General features: G+C 62.2%; 12 protein-coding genes. 5 read left to right on the top strand and 7 right to left on the bottom strand.

Features of this window, described 5'->3' with window-relative positions:
• Positions 1-282: 282 nt before the first annotated feature.
• From dmeF to ACYVIA_RS16620, 3 genes are all read left to right on the top strand, one after another.
• Positions 283-1,251 carry a CDF family Co(II)/Ni(II) efflux transporter DmeF gene (gene dmeF / locus ACYVIA_RS16630; protein ID WP_460842731.1) on the top strand — a complete coding sequence of 323 codons (969 nt, stop codon included), beginning with the start codon at positions 283-285 and terminating at the stop codon, positions 1,249-1,251.
• Between the two features lie 189 nt (positions 1,252-1,440).
• Positions 1,441-2,241 carry a dioxygenase family protein gene (locus ACYVIA_RS16625; protein ID WP_460842730.1) on the top strand — a complete coding sequence of 267 codons (801 nt, stop codon included), beginning with the start codon at positions 1,441-1,443 and terminating at the stop codon, positions 2,239-2,241.
• A gap of 133 nt (positions 2,242-2,374) precedes the next feature.
• Complete coding sequence (locus ACYVIA_RS16620; protein ID WP_460842728.1) at positions 2,375-2,983, top strand: trimeric intracellular cation channel family protein; 609 nt, start codon at positions 2,375-2,377, stop codon at positions 2,981-2,983.
• 74 nt (positions 2,984-3,057) lie between these two features.
• Here the strand turns inward: ACYVIA_RS16620 and ACYVIA_RS16615 are convergent, their stop codons facing one another.
• The 6 genes from ACYVIA_RS16615 to ACYVIA_RS16590 are packed head-to-tail and all read right to left on the bottom strand — an operon-like array spanning position 3,058 to position 8,597.
• Positions 3,058-4,356: a hypothetical protein gene (locus ACYVIA_RS16615; protein WP_460842726.1), complete on the bottom strand. Its 1,299-nt coding sequence runs from the start codon at positions 4,354-4,356 to the stop codon at positions 3,058-3,060.
• 27 nt (positions 4,357-4,383) lie between these two features.
• Positions 4,384-6,156: an arsenical pump-driving ATPase gene (gene arsA / locus ACYVIA_RS16610; protein ID WP_460842791.1), complete on the bottom strand. Its 1,773-nt coding sequence runs from the start codon at positions 6,154-6,156 to the stop codon at positions 4,384-4,386.
• 22 nt (positions 6,157-6,178) lie between these two features.
• Positions 6,179-6,547 (bottom strand): arsenite efflux transporter metallochaperone ArsD, encoded by a 369-nt coding sequence (arsD, locus tag ACYVIA_RS16605; RefSeq protein WP_460842724.1) that lies wholly within the window; start codon positions 6,545-6,547, stop codon positions 6,179-6,181.
• A 23-nt stretch (positions 6,548-6,570) separates the two neighbouring features.
• Entirely contained in the window at positions 6,571-7,650 is a 1,080-nt protein-coding gene (gene arsB / locus ACYVIA_RS16600; RefSeq protein WP_460842722.1) for an ACR3 family arsenite efflux transporter, read from the bottom strand.
• 45 nt (positions 7,651-7,695) lie between these two features.
• Entirely contained in the window at positions 7,696-8,196 is a 501-nt protein-coding gene (locus tag ACYVIA_RS16595; protein ID WP_460842720.1) for an arsenate reductase ArsC, read from the bottom strand.
• A 47-nt stretch (positions 8,197-8,243) separates the two neighbouring features.
• The gene (locus tag ACYVIA_RS16590; RefSeq protein ID WP_460842718.1) at positions 8,244-8,597 is read right to left on the bottom strand and encodes an ArsR/SmtB family transcription factor; all 354 of its coding nucleotides are present in this window, start codon (positions 8,595-8,597) and stop codon (positions 8,244-8,246) included.
• Between the two features lie 583 nt (positions 8,598-9,180).
• On the opposite strand from ACYVIA_RS16590, the gene glgA reads away from it, so the two are divergent.
• On the top strand, positions 9,181-10,728 hold the full coding sequence (glgA, locus tag ACYVIA_RS16585) for a glycogen synthase GlgA (RefSeq protein WP_460842716.1): 1,548 nt from the start codon (positions 9,181-9,183) through the stop codon (positions 10,726-10,728).
• Between the two features lie 192 nt (positions 10,729-10,920).
• Positions 10,921-13,041 carry a glycogen debranching protein GlgX gene (gene glgX, locus ACYVIA_RS16580; protein WP_460842714.1) on the top strand — a complete coding sequence of 707 codons (2,121 nt, stop codon included), beginning with the start codon at positions 10,921-10,923 and terminating at the stop codon, positions 13,039-13,041.
• 59 nt (positions 13,042-13,100) lie between these two features.
• Here the strand turns inward: glgX and ACYVIA_RS16575 are convergent, their stop codons facing one another.
• Entirely contained in the window at positions 13,101-14,999 is a 1,899-nt protein-coding gene (locus tag ACYVIA_RS16575) for a bifunctional diguanylate cyclase/phosphodiesterase (protein ID WP_460842712.1), read from the bottom strand.
• Positions 15,000-15,225 lie beyond the last annotated feature (226 nt).

Genomic DNA, 15,225 nt, shown 5'->3' with positions numbered 1-15,225 from the left:
GCACCAATCTCTCGCTTTGGCCGGAATCCGGGCGGTAGGTTCATTTTGTCAATGGAATCGCAGGCACATCCGCGATACGCGCAATCCGGTGACTTTTTCTGGATGAATGAAGTCCATTGATTGATGGGGCGCAGATGGGGCAGCCAATGCGTGTGCCACGCAGAAATGCGACAATCCCTGCCTGCGCGGCGGCCTGCCTCCGCTGTGCGCGATAGCCGCGACTAAGGTTGCTCCCGATGCCGTTGTTTTTCTTTTAACTCGTTCGTTCTTCAGGTTGTTCAAGTGCCTCCAGACAAACTTTCCCAATGGATCCACGACCACGTCTTCGACGAGGGCAGTCATGCAGCCGAGCGCAGCACGCGGCTGGTGATGTGGATCACCCTTGTAGCGATGGTCGTCGAGATTGCGGCCGGCTGGTGGTTCAACTCGATGGCATTGCTTGCGGATGGCTGGCATATGAGTTCGCATGCGCTGGCGATCGGGCTGAGCGCATTTGCCTATTCTGCCGCACGCCGCTATGCGCGCGACCCGCGTTTTGCATTCGGGACATGGAAGATCGAGGTGCTCGCCGGATACACAAGCGCGGTGTTCCTGCTTGGCATTGCCGCCATGATGGTGGTCGGTTCCGTCGAGCGACTGCTGTCGCCGCAGTCCATCCATTACCAGGAGGCGATGATCGTTGCCGCGATCGGCCTGGCGGTGAACGTACTCTGCGCCTTCATTCTCGGCGGTGCGCACGACCATCATCACGGGCACGGTCACCATCACGATCACGATCATCATCACGCTCCCCATGACCACGGTGGCCATCACCACCATGACCTGAACCTGCGCTCGGCCTATATACATGTGATTACGGACGCCGCAACATCCGTGCTCGCAATCATCGCGCTGGCCGGCGGCTGGCTCTATGGATGGGCATGGCTGGACCCGGCCATGGGGATCGTCGGTGCCGTGCTGGTGGCGATATGGGCAAAGAACCTGATTGCAGACACCGGCAAAGTGCTGCTCGACCGCGAAATGGACCATCCCGTTGTCGACGAAATTCGCGAAGCGGTTGAAACCGGGCAGGAGAGGAATGACACTCACATTGTCGACCTGCGCGTATGGCGGGTGGGCAAAAAGTCCTATTCCTGCGCCATCAGCGTGGCGACCGGCGACCGGACGTTGACGCCGGACGTATTGCGGAAGCGTCTTGCTGTGCATGAGGAAATCGTCCATGCGACGATCGAGGTCAACTACTGCGCGTGATACGGCAGACATGGCCGATACAGCAGATATTGATTCGACCGCGCTATGTTGAATTGTTCCCTCTCCCCCGGCCCCTCTCCCGCAAGCGGGAGAGGGGTGCGAGAGCGGGGCAAATTCATGGCGGATCAGTAAAACGTACGCGCCAGCGCGTCGCCGATAGTGAGAGTGAAGAGAGAAAGAGGAGATCGCATGTCAAGGATGCCCACACTGTTCATTTCGCATGGCTCCCCGATGCTGGCCATCGAGGACACGCCGGCGCGCGTCTTCCTGCAGGGGCTGGGCAAGACGCTGCCCCGGCCGCGCGCCATTGTGGTTTTCTCCGCCCACTGGGAGTCGATCGGCGCGCCGTCGGTCAGCCTCGCATCGCAACCGGAGACCATCCATGACTTTGGCGGCTTCCCGGATGCGCTGTATGCGATCCGGTACCCGGCGCCCGGCGCACCGGACGTGGCGATGCAGTCCGCTAGCCTCCTGGAGCAGGCGGGCTATGAGGTGAGGCGCAGCGACACCCGCGGCCTGGACCATGGCGCATGGGTGCCGCTGCGGCTGATGTACCCGACGGCGGACATTCCCGTCACGCAGGTTTCGCTGATCCGCAACGCCACACCGGCCGATCATGAAAAGCTCGGGCGCGCGCTTGCCAGCCTGCGCGACGACGGCGTGCTGATCATCGGTTCCGGCTCGCTCTCGCACAACCTGTCGGAGTTCCGCGGCCACCACGTCGATGCCGAGGTGCCGTCGTGGGTCAGTGAATTCAGCGAATGGATGAACGCGGCACTGTGCGAGGGTCGACACGCCGATGTGCTCGACTACCGCAGCAAGGCGCCGCATGCTGCGCGCAACCATCCGACGGAGGAACATCTGCTGCCGCTGTTTGTGGCGATGGGAGCAGGGGCCTTGGACGCCGCAACCGAGGGCGGCAAGGCGCAGCGGATCCATTCGAGCGTGGAATACGGTGTGCTGGCAATGGACGTGTACGCGTTCTCCTGAACAGCGGCAGCGGGTGTCATGCCGGCGGCGGCGCTCCCGCATGTCCGCAGCAAGAAACAGCAGGCACTAAACAATAAGAAACAAGTAATAAAACAGCAGAAAGGGATGCATGGCAATCGGGGTTCAGACGGGGATGAGTACCCTGTTGCAGGTAATCGAAGTAATGGGGATCGTGGCATTCGCCTTTTCCGGCTTTGTCGAGGCGCGCCGCAAGGACATGGATCTGGTCGGCGTATTCACGGTGGCCTTCATCACCGCATTCGGGGGAGGCACCTTGCGCGACCTGCTGCTCGACCGGCGGCCGCTGTTCTGGGTCGAGCACCAGGAGTATTCGCTGCTGGTATTCGGGCTGACGCTGGTGATCTCGCCGTTCGCGCGGCACCTGCAGTTTTCCTTCTCCGAGCGGCTGATCGTCGTTGCCGACGCGCTGGGGCTCGGCTTGTTCAGTGCGGTCGGCGCATCGCTTGCACAGGATTTCGGCATGCCGATCTTTGTGGCAGCGATGATGGGCGTCATCACGGGTATTTTCGGCGGCGTCCTGCGCGATGTGCTGTGCAATGAAATCCCGCTCGTGTTCCGGCGCGGTCATCTCTATGCAACCTGTTCCTTCATCGGTTGCTGGACTTACTTGCTGCTGAACCAGTTCGGCGCACCCGAAGTGGTGAGCCTGTTCAGCAGCATCTTCATGACCGTGGCACTGCGGCTTGCTGCAGTGCGCTTCAACCTGCGCCTGCCGGTTTGACGATCGGTGTCATCCTTGCCGAACAAGGCGGTGCAGGTGCAAACATGCTGCACTACGCGTTCTGGCAGGCGTTCTCATAAGGGTGCAAGAAACACCGGCGCAAAACCGCCGCCGGGTGTGCGGAAGTTGGTTGTCTGTCCTTCGTAGAGGCGGGCAGCGACCAGCTGGACGGTGTCCTTGTACACATAGGCGCGCACGTCGAGCTTCAGATCGACCTGGCCCTGGTCATTGCTGACCAGCCGCAGGCTGGGCGGCACCAGCGCCTGCGCGACATAGTTACCGGCGACGATCTCTTCCCACACACGCCGCGTGAGCTTGTCGCCACGATAGGCGGCCTTGCTGCCAAAGCCATGCGACGGTTTGAAGAAGAGATGACGCCGGCGCGTCCACAGCTCGTCGGCATGTTCCGGTGTGACTGGCTCGGTGCGCGGCACACCCGCCTGCAGAATTGCCCGGGTATCCGCGTCTGCGCCAAGTTGTTCGAGAAGCGCCTCGTCACTCAGCATCGCGAGGTTGCGCTTGTCCGCATACAGCGCGTGCGCATGCGGATGCGGCGTGACGACGACCGCGCCGGATTCGTATGCGCGGTGCAGCGCATCGTGCGATGCATCCTCCAGGTAGAAGTCGGTCACGCGGTTGTAGACCATGTCGATCGGCAGGCCGCCGTGCCAGAGGCGCCCGTCGCGCCATTCCAGCAGGCGTGCGTCTGCCACCACCGCCTCGATGCCGAAGCGTTCGAACAGGCGCGCGAAGAGTTGAAACTCGGGGTACAGGTATTGCTCGCCCGGCGCGTCGTCGATGATGGCGATGCGCGACAAGGGCGCATCACCGCGCTGCAGCCGCCATTCTTCGGCAAACATGTTCCAGATTGTGCGATCCGCTTGCGACAGGTCGCCAGTCGCCTGGTACAGCGCTTCCATTTGGGCGCAGCAGGCCTGCTGCGCGCGGGCCAGCGCGGTATTGAGCAACGCGCCGCCGGCATTGGTGTTGATCTCGATGAGCTGCGGTCCGGTTTCGCCGAGATGAAAGTCGTATCCCATGAAGACGCTGCGCGGGCCGTAGGCCGCGGCAGCAATGGCCGGCGCGCGTGCCAGCACCAGATCGCGGTACGCCGGCAACGCCACAAGCTTTTCCACTGCCGCGATGACGCCCTTGATCCGGTCAAGCTGCTGCGGCGACATGAAGACCGCCGTGCTCGAGAACAGGTGCGGGCGGCTTGTTGCAATCTCGTCGGACAGCCCGGCAAGCGAAGGTTCTGCCTCGAGCTGCCGGCGCAGCTTGTCCGGATCGAGGGTGCGGCAGGCGCACGCGCGATTCAGGCTTTCGGCTGAAACTTGGTGGGCGATGTGGGTTGCTTCTGTCACTTGTTCCATGTTGGCCTCGCGCGTGGTAGGGGTTCGCTAATCGCGAACGATCTGCTGCAATCCTTTAACACCAGTCGGCCGTTCAGCAAGCCACGGGATCAGTGCGCAGCGTGTTGCCAGTGCGTCGGCCACCTCACGTATATAGGGCTGTTCGTATCGCCCGCGTTCGGCAAGCACCGGATCGCTGCTGCCGCTGGCAAGCAGGCTCTGGTTGATGACCCAGCCGTAGGGATGAATGCCGGCGCGCTGCAGGTCCTGCTGCAGCCGTTGCGCTTCGTGTACCGGCGTTGCCTCGGGCAGCGTCACGATCAGCACATGCGTGGTGCTCGCGTCCCGCAGGCGGGGCAGCAGTTCGCGCACCGCCTCGGGGACGTCGCCGTGGGTGCGCAGCACCTCGCGGTGGTAGGCCTCGGCCGCATCCAGCAGAAGGATCGTATGGCCGGTCGGCGCTGTGTCGAGCACGACGAAGCCGTCGGCAGCGGCAGCGGCAGCGACTGCGCGGGCGAAGGCACGGAACACGGCGATCTCTTCCGTGCACGGCGAACGCAGATCTTCTTCGAGCATCGCGCGGCCGTTGGCATCGAGGTTCTTGCCCGCCTTGTCGAGGATTTCTTCGCGGTAGCGTGCGACCTCTGCAGCTGGATCAATGCGTGACAAGGTCAGGCCGGGGACCGTTTGCCCGATGGTGGCATCGATGTGCGCCGCCGGATCGGTCGTCGACAGCATGACCTTGTGGCCGCGCCGCGCAAGTTCCAGCGCGACTGCTGCGGCCACGGTGGTCTTGCCGACGCCTCCCTTGCCCATGGTCATGACAAGGCCGCGACCGGCTTCGGCGATTCCGTCGATCAGCGGCAGCATTCCACCGGGCAGGGCGGCATCCGACGTGCCGCTTTTCTGGCGAGCCGCTACATGCGTCGTGTCTGGTGCCGGCGGATGCAGCATCGCGCGCAGCGCATCAAGGCCGGTGCAGCCGCGTGCGATAAAAGGTGTCTCGCTGAGCGGCAGTTGCGCCAGTCCTTCCGGCATTGCGGTAAGCGCCTCCTGTGCACGCCGCGTCATGGCATCCGCAATCGCATCGCCCGGTGCGCCGGCATGGAAAACACCATTGATCGCCAGTGTCTGGTTGCGCAGTCCGAGCGCGGCCAGTTCTGCCCGGGTGCGCTCCGCCTCGCGCAGCGCGACGGCATCGGGACGGGCGACGAGAATGACTGTGGTCGATTGCGGATCGGCGAGACGTGCCACCGTTGCCACGTAAAGGCTCTTTTGCTTCTCCAGTCCTGCGAGCGGGCCGAGGCAGGATGCGCCGCCGGTCGTGGAGGAGATAAACTCGTCCCATGCCGATGGCAGCGTCAGCAGGCGCAAGGTGTGACCGGTCGGCGCCGTGTCGAAGATCACATGGTCGAAACCGGCGGTCGCCTGCGGGTCGCCCAGCAGCTTGGAGAATTCGTCGAAGGCGGCGATCTCCACGGTGCAGGCGCCGGAAAACTGTTCCTCCATGCTGGCGATGGCCGCTGGCGGCAGGATGCCGCGGTACGGGCCGACCATGCGCTCGCGATAGGCATGCGCTGCGGCCTCGGGATCGATGTTCAGCGCAAAAAGGCCGGGCGCACCACCCATTTCCGTCGGCGTCTGCGACAGCGGCGTGCCAAGCACTTCATCGAGGTTGGAGGCCGGATCGGTGCTGACGACAAGCACGCGCTTGCCGGCCTCAGCCAGCGACAGCGCGGTGGCACAGGACAGCGAGGTCTTGCCGACACCGCCCTTGCCGGTAAAAAACAGATAACGCGTCGAAACGCTTGGTAGTGCCATCATCGCCTCCGCAGCAGTCGGTTCAGCAGCAGCCTGATTTGGGATCGCAGCAGCCGCCGGAAGCCGCAACCTTGATCACGGGTTTGGCGGATGCCAGTCCAAGCTTCTGCGCTAGCTGGGCGCGGGTCGGGTAGATGCCCGTCATGGCAATCTGGCCATCAACGACGATCACCGGCAGGCGATCCATGCCGGCTTCCATTTCCTTGATGACGGCCGGATTGGCGGCGAAGGCCTGCGGTGATTGGGACAGGTTGTGGCGTTCGACGGTGAGGCCTTGTTCCGCCAGCCATTGCAGGTCCGCATTAAATTGGACCAGTGTCTGGTCGACGTCGACGCCGCATACGCCGGTCGGGCAGCACATCGCGGGTTCGAAGATTTCGAGTTTTTTCATGGTTGCTTCCTTGTTTTCATTAATCAGGATTCTGTTACTGGCGCTTCGTACCAGCCGCGCGTGCGGTTGACGATGTTCACGACCAAGAGCATCGCCGGCACTTCGATCAGCACGCCGACCACAGTGGCCAGCGCCGCGCCGGATTCGAACCCGAACAGGCTGATCGCCGCAGCAACCGCGAGCTCGAAGAAGTTGGAGGCACCGATCAATGCCGACGGACAGGCGACGGAGTGTTTCTCGCCGACCTTGCGGTTGAGCCAGTAGGCAAGAGCGGAGTTGAAGAACACCTGCAGCAGGATCGGGACGGCAAGCAATGCGATCACCAGCGGCTGGCGCAGGATGGCATCGCCCTGGAAGGCGAACAGCAGCACCAGCGTCAGCAGCAAGGCGGTGATCGACCATGGTTGGATGCGCGCCAGCGCCGCATCGAAGGTCGTCTGCCCGCGTGCAAGCAGCATGCGGCGCAGCACCTGCGCGATGATCACCGGGACCACGATGTAGAGGATCACCGACGTGATCAGGGTTTCCCACGGTACCGTGATGCTGGACACGCCGAGCAGCAGCGCCACCAGCGGCGCAAAGGCAAACACCATGATCAGGTCGTTCAATGCCACCTGCGACAGGGTGAAATACGGATCGCCGTCGGTCAGGCGGCTCCACACGAAGACCATTGCGGTGCACGGCGCTGCCGCCAGCAGGATCAGGCCGGCCACATAGGAATCGAGCTGTTCGGCCGGCAGGTAGGGCGCAAACCAGTGTCGGATAAAGATCCAGCCGAGCAGTGCCATCGAAAACGGCTTCACGCCCCAGTTGATGAACAGCGTGACACCGATGCCTTTCGCATGTGCGCGCACCTTGTGCAGCGCGCCGAAGTCGATTTTCAGCAGCATCGGGATGATCATCACCCAGATCAGCATCCCGACCGGCAGGTTGACCTTGGCGATCTCCATCGCGCCGACCGCCTTGAAGAGGTCAGGGAACGATTGCCCCAGCAGGATGCCGACGACGATGCACAATGCGACCCAGGCACTGAGGTAGCGCTCGAAAAAGCTCATGGATGCGCCCACCGCGCGCTTGGCGGTCACTTCACACTGCGCGGACATGGCGGACTACTCCAGTTGCAGAGTTGGGATTGCTATTACTGTGACTCATACGGCTGTTTCTCCGATGGCCTTGATCCCCTTCTGGATTGCGTTCTTTTCCAGCATGCCGATCGGCAGGTTCACGAAAGTGTTGACCCGGCCCATGATCTGGCGGAACACCTTGGAAAACGCTGCGCGCTTTTCTTCGTCCGTGCCCTCGACCGCAGCCGGATCCTCGAAGCCCCAGTGCGCCGACATCGGGTGGCCGGGCCAGTAAGGGCATTGCTCGCCAGCGGCGTTGTCGCAGACGGTGATGATGAAGTCCATCTGCGGCGCGCCGGGCGCCGCGAATTCGTCCCAGCTCTTGCTGCGCAGATTGTCGATCGGATAGCCGGTTGCCTCGACTTGCTCGATGGCGAAGGGATTGACCTTGCCGCCTGGCTTGCTGCCCGCGCTGAAGCCGCGGAAGCGGCCTTGGCCCATGGTGGTCACCAGCGCTTCGGCCATGATGCTGCGTGCGGAGTTGCCGGTGCAGAGAAAGAGAACGTTGTAGGTCTTGTCGGTCATTGTGTTGCCTTCGTTTTTTCCTGGTTGATTACGTACTTGGTGGCAAGTCAGGCTGCCTTACCTTTGGGAGGAGAATCCGGGGCGCATGCCGGCCCACATGGGGTTGCGACGCATGGGGTGCCGTTGCAGCAGTTCTCCGTGAGGAATGCCAAAAGCGCGTTCATCGTGTCGAAATTTGCTGAATAGATCACAAAGCGCCCATCCTGCTTGGGTGAAATGAGACCCGCGTGAGTGAGCTCCTTCAGGTGGAAGGACAGGGAAGAGGGCGCGAGGCCCAAGTGCTCGCCAATCTTGCTGGCGACCATGCCTTGCGGCCCGGCCTGTACCAGCAGGCGGAACACGGCGAGGCGGGATTCCTGTGCGAGAGCGGCGAGTGCCGAGATAACGTTTTTCGTTTCCATGGTTCGAGAATAGTGGAAATATCGAAATTAAACAACCCCGAGGGCTTATCTGCCTCGGCCAAAGCAGGAGCAGGTGCGGACACGCCGAGGCGCCATTTGCGCCATAGGCGCGACGCTCATGCGAATTGAGGCAAGTCCGGCAGTCAGACAAGGCCTTTCCGCCCTGGATTGGGGCGGTGTGCGACGAGCGCCAGACCGCCATGGCGGGGCGGAGTTGCGACCGTTTCACATCCGCACTGATAGCACACGCGTCCACAACCACGTCGTTTCCGTTCGGCCAGCCAAACGGCAGACAGAGCGCGTGTACCTGCAAACATGCACGACGCAGCGCGCAGCGGCACAACTCGACAGTGATGCGCCGCGCTTGTCATCGCATCATCAAATTGATTTTTCACAGGAGCCCGCGTCGTCGCAGGCCGTATTGTTGAGTCGCCTGCGGAATCGGCTGACTCAGCGCGATGCCGTCAGTGCGCTTCGCAATGCAGAATGCTTGCGCGGCCTTGCTGCGTGCATGCGCGAGCGAGGTCATGCGGAACGGCAAACCTGTGAATCTCGCCTATCCATCACTCCAGGAGCGATCACGTTGAACGCACGCGTTCTCATCGTAACGTCAGAAGCTGTTCCCTTGATAAAAACCGGCGGCCTTGCCGATGTCATTACTTCCCTGGCACGCACACTGCGCGCACGGGGCATCGATGCCACCGTGATGATGCCGGGCTATCCGGCGGCGCTTGACCAGGCAAAGGGCCTGCAGGATGCGGGCGTGTTCCCGGATCTGCCTGGCGGCCCCGGGCGCCTGATGCACGGCGTGATGCCGGACTCCGGCCTGCCCGTCGTGCTGTTGCGCACGCCCGGATTTGAACGCCGGACCGACAATCCGTATGTAGATAAAGACGGGGAGGAGTACAGCGACAATGCCTTGTGTTTCGCCGCACTGGCGCATGCGGCCGCGCGCATCTGCACCGGCCGCACGGTGCTGCCGGCGCCGCACGTGGTGCATGTGAACGACTGGCATGCCGGGCTTGTGCCGGCGCTGCTTCGCCTCGATCCGGGCAACAAGGCCGGTTCGCTGTTCACCATCCACAACCTTGCTTTCCAGGGAAACTATCCGTTGTCGCTCGCCGGCGTGCTCGGCATTCCGGATGCGATGTGCGAGGCCGACGGCATGGAGTTCTGGGGGCTGCTCAGTTTTCTGAAAGCCGGCCTGCGTTTTGCGGACCGCATCTCGACCGTCAGCGCAACCTACGCCCGCGAAATACTAACGCCGCGTTTCGGGCATGGCATGGAAGGATTGCTCAACGAGCGGCGCAGCGACCTGCTTGCCATACGCAACGGCGTCGACATTGGGACGTGGAATCCGGAGAGCGATGCGTTGATTGCGCGGCAGTTCAGCCTGGATGACATGCGCGGAAAACCCCACTGCAAGCGGGAGCTGCAGTTGCTGTTCAACTTGCCGCCCGATCCGTTTGCACCGGTGCTGGCCGTGGGCAGCCGGATCACGCACCAGAAGATGGCCGATGTGGCGCAGGCATCGTTGCCGGAAGTGTTGCAGCAATACCCGCGTGCGCAGTGCGCGGTGCTTGGCTGCGGCGACCATCGCTACGAAAAAGGATTTGTTGAGCTCGCGGAACGTTTCCCCGACCGCGTTGCCGTATATATCGGGTATGACGAACGCCGCGCGCATGCGCTGCACGCCGGTGCCGACATGTTGTTGCACGGCAGCCGCTTCGAACCTTTCGGCCTGACGCCGCTGTACTCCATGCGCTATGGAACGATTCCGATTGCGTCGCGCGTGGGCGGCATCATCGACACGGTGGTTGACGCCGGCCTGTCGGGCACGCCGCCGGATGATGCCAGTGGCATCCTGTTCGACGGCGAGGAGGCATTCGCCATGACAGCAGCGGTGAGCCGCGCTTTCGAGCTGTACGCCAACCCGAACCAGTGGCATGCGATGCAGCGCAACGCGATGTCCGCCGATTTTTCGTGGGAAGAGCCGACGGAGAAATATATCGCGGCCTATCGAGACATCGCGCCTGCAGCGGCCAGGGCACTGTTTGTTCCACGGCCCGTGCTGCAAGCGCATGAGGCCGCGGCGGCGAATGTGGCGGAGTACCTCCCGAAATCTGCCTGAGGGTGTGGCGCGCTCGCAGCAGCGTAGTTTTAGCGTTCGGTGACGGCGCAACTGAGTAAACAGAACAACGCAGAACAACGCAGAACAAGGCAGAGCAAAGCAGAAAACAAAGCAGAACGAAGGAGAACAACCGCCGCAGCATGCCGAGCGGGCAGGTTGCCGAGAGACGCGTAATGCAAGGAAAGCCAGGCCATGTTCTTTGAGATACCCGATCGCCTGTTGACCGGGCGACCTTTTCCGCTGGGCGCCACCTACGACGGGCAGGGCGTCAATTTTGCTGTGTTTTCCGCTAACGCCACGCGCGTCGACCTGTGCATTTTCGATGCAGCCGGACGCAAGGAAGTCGGGCGGCTGCCCTTGCCGGATTGCACGGACGAGGTCTGGCACGGTTATCTTCCGGAAGCAGGCCCTGGGCTGCTGTACGGTTTCCGCGCGCACGGCCCCTACGATCCGCACCGCGGACACCGCTTCAACCCCAACAAGCTTCTGCTGGATCCGTATGCCCGCCTGCTGAGCGGCCCCTTGCGCTGGTCGGATGCGCTGTTCGGCTATCGCCTCGGATCGCCGCGCGCCGACCTGAGCTTCGACCGTCGCGACAGTGCGCCGGCGATGCCCAAGGCGGTGGTGCAGGAAGAGGTGTTCAACTGGGCAGACGATCACCGGCCCTATGTGCCCTGGTCGAAGACCGTCATCTACGAGGCGCATGTGCGCGGCATTTCCATCCTGCGCAATGACTTGCGTGCGGATCTGAACGGCACGTTCGCCGCCTTGGGCAACCCGCGCTTCATCGAGCACCTGCACAAGCTGGGCGTGACGACGCTGGAACTGATGCCGGTCAACGCCTTCATGCAGGATCGCTTCCTGCTGGAAAAGGGCTTGCGCAATTACTGGGGCTACAGCCCGCTGTCGTTCTTTGCGCCGGAACCGGCCTATCTGTCACGCGGCGGCCTGAACGACATGCGCCTCGCGGTGCGCCGCCTGCATGCGGCCGGGATCGAAGTCATCCTCGACGTGGTGTACAACCACACCAGCAGCGGCAATGAGCTGGGGCCGACCGTCTGCTTCCGCGGGCTCGACAACGCCAGCTACTTCCGGCTCGTGCCTGGCAACGAGCGCTATTACATCAACGAGACGGGATGCGGCAATACGCTCAACATCTCGCATCCGCGCGTGCTGCAGATGGTGATGGACTCGCTGCGCTACTGGGCGGAGTCGTTCCGCATCGATGGGTTCCGCTTCGACCTCGGCGCAACGCTGGGCCGTGAAGGTACCGGCTTCGATCCCGGCTCGGGCTTTTTCGATGCGATCCTGCAGGACCCGGTCCTGTCGCGGCTGAAGCTGATTTCCGAGCCGTGGGACATCGGGCCGGGCGGTTACCAGCTCGGCAACCATCCGCCACGCTTTGCGGAATGGAATGACAAGTTCCGCGACGGCATGCGCCGCTTCTGGCGCGGCGATTCCGGCATGCGCGGCGACTTCGCCGCACGCCTGAGCGGCTCTGCGGATCTGTTCAATCACCGGCATCGCAAGCCCTGGGCATCGATCAACTACGTTGCCTCGCATGACGGCTTCACCTTGCAGGATGTTGTCAGCTATACCGAAAAGCACAACGACGCCAATGGCGAGAACAACAACGACGGACATTCGGAAAACTACAGCGCCAACTGGGGTGTGGAAGGACCGACGGAGGATGGCGCCATCCTCGACCTGCGCAACCGTGTGCGGCGCGCGATGCTCGCGACCGTGATGTTCGCGCAAGGAACGCCGATGCTGCTCGCCGGCGACGAGTTCGGCCGCTCGCAACAGGGCAACAACAATGCCTATTGTCAGGACAACGAGATCTCGTGGGTGGACTGGACGCTCGCGCAGTCGCCGGATGGCCAGTCCCTGATCGAGTTTGTCGGCAGGCTCGGCACCTTGCGGCACACCTTCAAATCCCTGCAGTCGCACCACTTCCTCAGAGGAGAGGATCTCGGCGGCGGCCTGCGCGACGTGATTTGGTACGACGAACGCGGCGTAGAGATGACGGCCGAAGCATGGCAAAACCCGGAAGCGCGTGCACTCGCCGTGCAGCGCGCCTGCATCAATGACTCAGGCCGGGAGGAACGGCTGCTGATGCTCGTCAACGCCGCGCACGAGCCGATCAGTTTCAGCATTCCGGAGCCGCAGCGAAGCTGGTTCCTGCTCCTCGACACGGCGACGGAAGAGACGGTGAGTCGCGAGGTGAAAGAGGCGGTGATCGAGGTACAGGGACGCAGCGTCGTGTTGCTGGCGAACTATGTGCCCAAGGCCCTGCGCAACGGCAGCTCCTGACGCTGTCACATCCGGAAAGACATCGACTTCGCGGTAACGACATGGCGACGCTGTAGCGATCAAACCGCCGCTGTGTGCACCTGAATCTGGTTGCGACCGGCCTGTTTTGCCTGGTACATCGCCCTGTCTGCGCAGCGGGTGAGGCTGGCCTCATCCTGTCCGTCGCTCGGATAGGTGGCGATGCCGAGGCTGCCGGAAATGTTCAGTGTGTGTCCGTCGATGTCGAATGGCGTATTCAGCTGGCGCAGGATGTTGTCCGCGACCGTGACGGCATCGGCCTCCACCGTAATGCTTGGCAGTAGCACGACAAACTCGTCGCCCCCGACGCGCGCGACGGTATCGGACTCCCGCAGGCAGCCACGTACCCGTGAAGCTACGGCCTTGAGCAGCAGGTCGCCCACCTCATGGCCGTAGGTGTCGTTCACCGGCTTGAACTTGTCGAGGTCGAAGTAAATCACTGCGAGCGAACCATTCTCGCGTCGTGCCTTGAGCAGTGCCTGCCGTAAGCGATCGTTATACAACGCGCGGTTGGGCAGGTCAGTAAGCGGGTCATGCTGGGCAAGGTGGCGGATCAGCTCTTCGCGCTCCTTGCGCTCGGAAATGTCGCTGTAGGTGCCGACCACGCGCTGCGGGTGGCCCTTCTTGTCGCGCTTGACCACCATGCCGCGCGCAAGTATCCACCTCCAGCTACCGTCGCTGCCCTGAGTGCGATGCTCGATGATGTAGGAAGGCGTCTTCCCATCCAGATGCGCACGAAGCGCCGCGCGGACGAGTGGAAAATCGTCCGGATGCACCAGCTGTTGCAGGGCCTCCACCGTCCCGGGAAGGAATTCTTCATCCCGGTGCAGGACTTCACGGCCGCGCTTGGACAGATGCACGATGTTGTTGTGGAGATCCCAGTCCCAGACGCCGTCACCCGAACCCTCCAGTGCGAAGTTCCAGCGCGCCTCGCTTTCCTTCAATGCCGCCAGTGCCTTCGCACGCTGCCGCGCGGCGTACACCGCTATGTATCCCAAAATGATGAGCAGCGCGGATATGCCAGCGCCGCCGAGCACATACATCCGTTTCTGCATGTGGAAGCGCGCCAATGCGGTGTCCATGGATTTGCCAACCACGACGACCAGCCCGTATCGCGGTAAGGTACGCCATGCATATAAACGTTCGACGCCGTCCATCTCGGAGGCGCGCCGGTAGTGGCCGGTGAGCAGTGAGTTCGCTTTCTCGAACTGGGGGCCGCTCAGGATCCTGCCGGTAGCATTGCCCTCTGGAAGTTGCGGCGACCGCGAGAGGATGATCCCACCTGAGCGCACGACAGCAATCGCCGCATCGGGCCCCAGATCGATCTGCTGATAGAAGCGCGAGAAATAACTCGGCGAGACGGAGACAACGATCACTCCATCGAATTCGCCGGAGGGAGAGTGGAGCGGGCGCGTGAACTGCACCGACCACTTATTTGATACGCGCCCCAGGATGGGCTCGCTGATGAACAGGCGGTCGGCGCCGCCGCTGAGTCGATGGATGCGAATGTGGTCTCGGTCACTGAGGTCGATCGGCTTTGCCTTCGGATCGGCGCTGGAGAAAACGAGCTTGCCTTCTTTATCAGTGATCGCAACCTGGAAAAAGATGTTGCCTTCAAGATGAGCGCGCAGGCGTTCGACAATGGTTCGGAAATCACTGCGGCTGAAGAGCCAATGCGTGCGAAGTCCGATCAGCGACAGGTCAATCGTGTTGACAGACGAATTGACTTCCTCTGCAAAGGCGTGTGCGAGATTGTGTGTATCCGTCTTGCTCTCGGTTTCGGCAATCGAGCGAAGATGCCCCACCTCGAAATAGACCATGCTCCAGACGAAGGGCAGCGTGAAAAGCAGAAAAACCGCAAGTTGAAGACTGAGCGGGAGGCGCAAGTAGGCCCGGGGTGCTGAAAACGGCAGCCCCCGGTGAGTTTTAAGAATCTTCATGAAGTATTACGGCGTGTTCCTTGCCTGCTTCCGGCATTGTTGTGGTTTTTGAAAGTGCCTGTGATGCGGCGGCGGGAAGAAAGCGAGGACAGTTATCTTATGGCAAGGATTCTAGAGGAATTTCAGGGATCGCGTCAGCGGGACAAGTCAAGAAAACGGCAATGGACGAGCGTGTAGTGAGGGCATGTGCTGCGGACAAAAGCGTGTGATAGAAGCCCGAGCCTGC

This window comes from Noviherbaspirillum agri (genome assembly GCF_054780595.1).
The sequence above is the reverse complement of the archived record's forward strand: the minus strand, read 5'-3'. Positions and strand labels throughout refer to the sequence as shown.

What these genes read in the sequence shown, in the direction of transcription:
- ACYVIA_RS16625 (WP_460842730.1), top strand. Translation starts at nt 1,441, where the DNA reads ATGTCAAGGATGCCCACACTGTTCATTTCGCATGGCTCCCCGATGCTG.
- ACYVIA_RS16620 (WP_460842728.1), top strand. Translation starts at nt 2,375, where the DNA reads ATGAGTACCCTGTTGCAGGTAATCGAAGTAATGGGGATCGTGGCATTC.
- ACYVIA_RS16615 (WP_460842726.1), bottom strand. Translation starts at nt 4,356, where the DNA reads ATGGAACAAGTGACAGAAGCAACCCACATCGCCCACCAAGTTTCAGCC.
- arsA (WP_460842791.1), bottom strand. Translation starts at nt 6,156, where the DNA reads ATGGCACTACCAAGCGTTTCGACGCGTTATCTGTTTTTTACCGGCAAG.
- arsD (WP_460842724.1), bottom strand. Translation starts at nt 6,547, where the DNA reads ATGAAAAAACTCGAAATCTTCGAACCCGCGATGTGCTGCCCGACCGGC.
- arsB (WP_460842722.1), bottom strand. Translation starts at nt 7,650, where the DNA reads ATGTCCGCGCAGTGTGAAGTGACCGCCAAGCGCGCGGTGGGCGCATCC.
- ACYVIA_RS16595 (WP_460842720.1), bottom strand. Translation starts at nt 8,196, where the DNA reads ATGACCGACAAGACCTACAACGTTCTCTTTCTCTGCACCGGCAACTCC.
- ACYVIA_RS16590 (WP_460842718.1), bottom strand. Translation starts at nt 8,597, where the DNA reads ATGGAAACGAAAAACGTTATCTCGGCACTCGCCGCTCTCGCACAGGAA.
- glgX (WP_460842714.1), top strand. Translation starts at nt 10,921, where the DNA reads ATGTTCTTTGAGATACCCGATCGCCTGTTGACCGGGCGACCTTTTCCG.
- ACYVIA_RS16575 (WP_460842712.1), bottom strand. Translation starts at nt 14,999, where the DNA reads ATGAAGATTCTTAAAACTCACCGGGGGCTGCCGTTTTCAGCACCCCGG.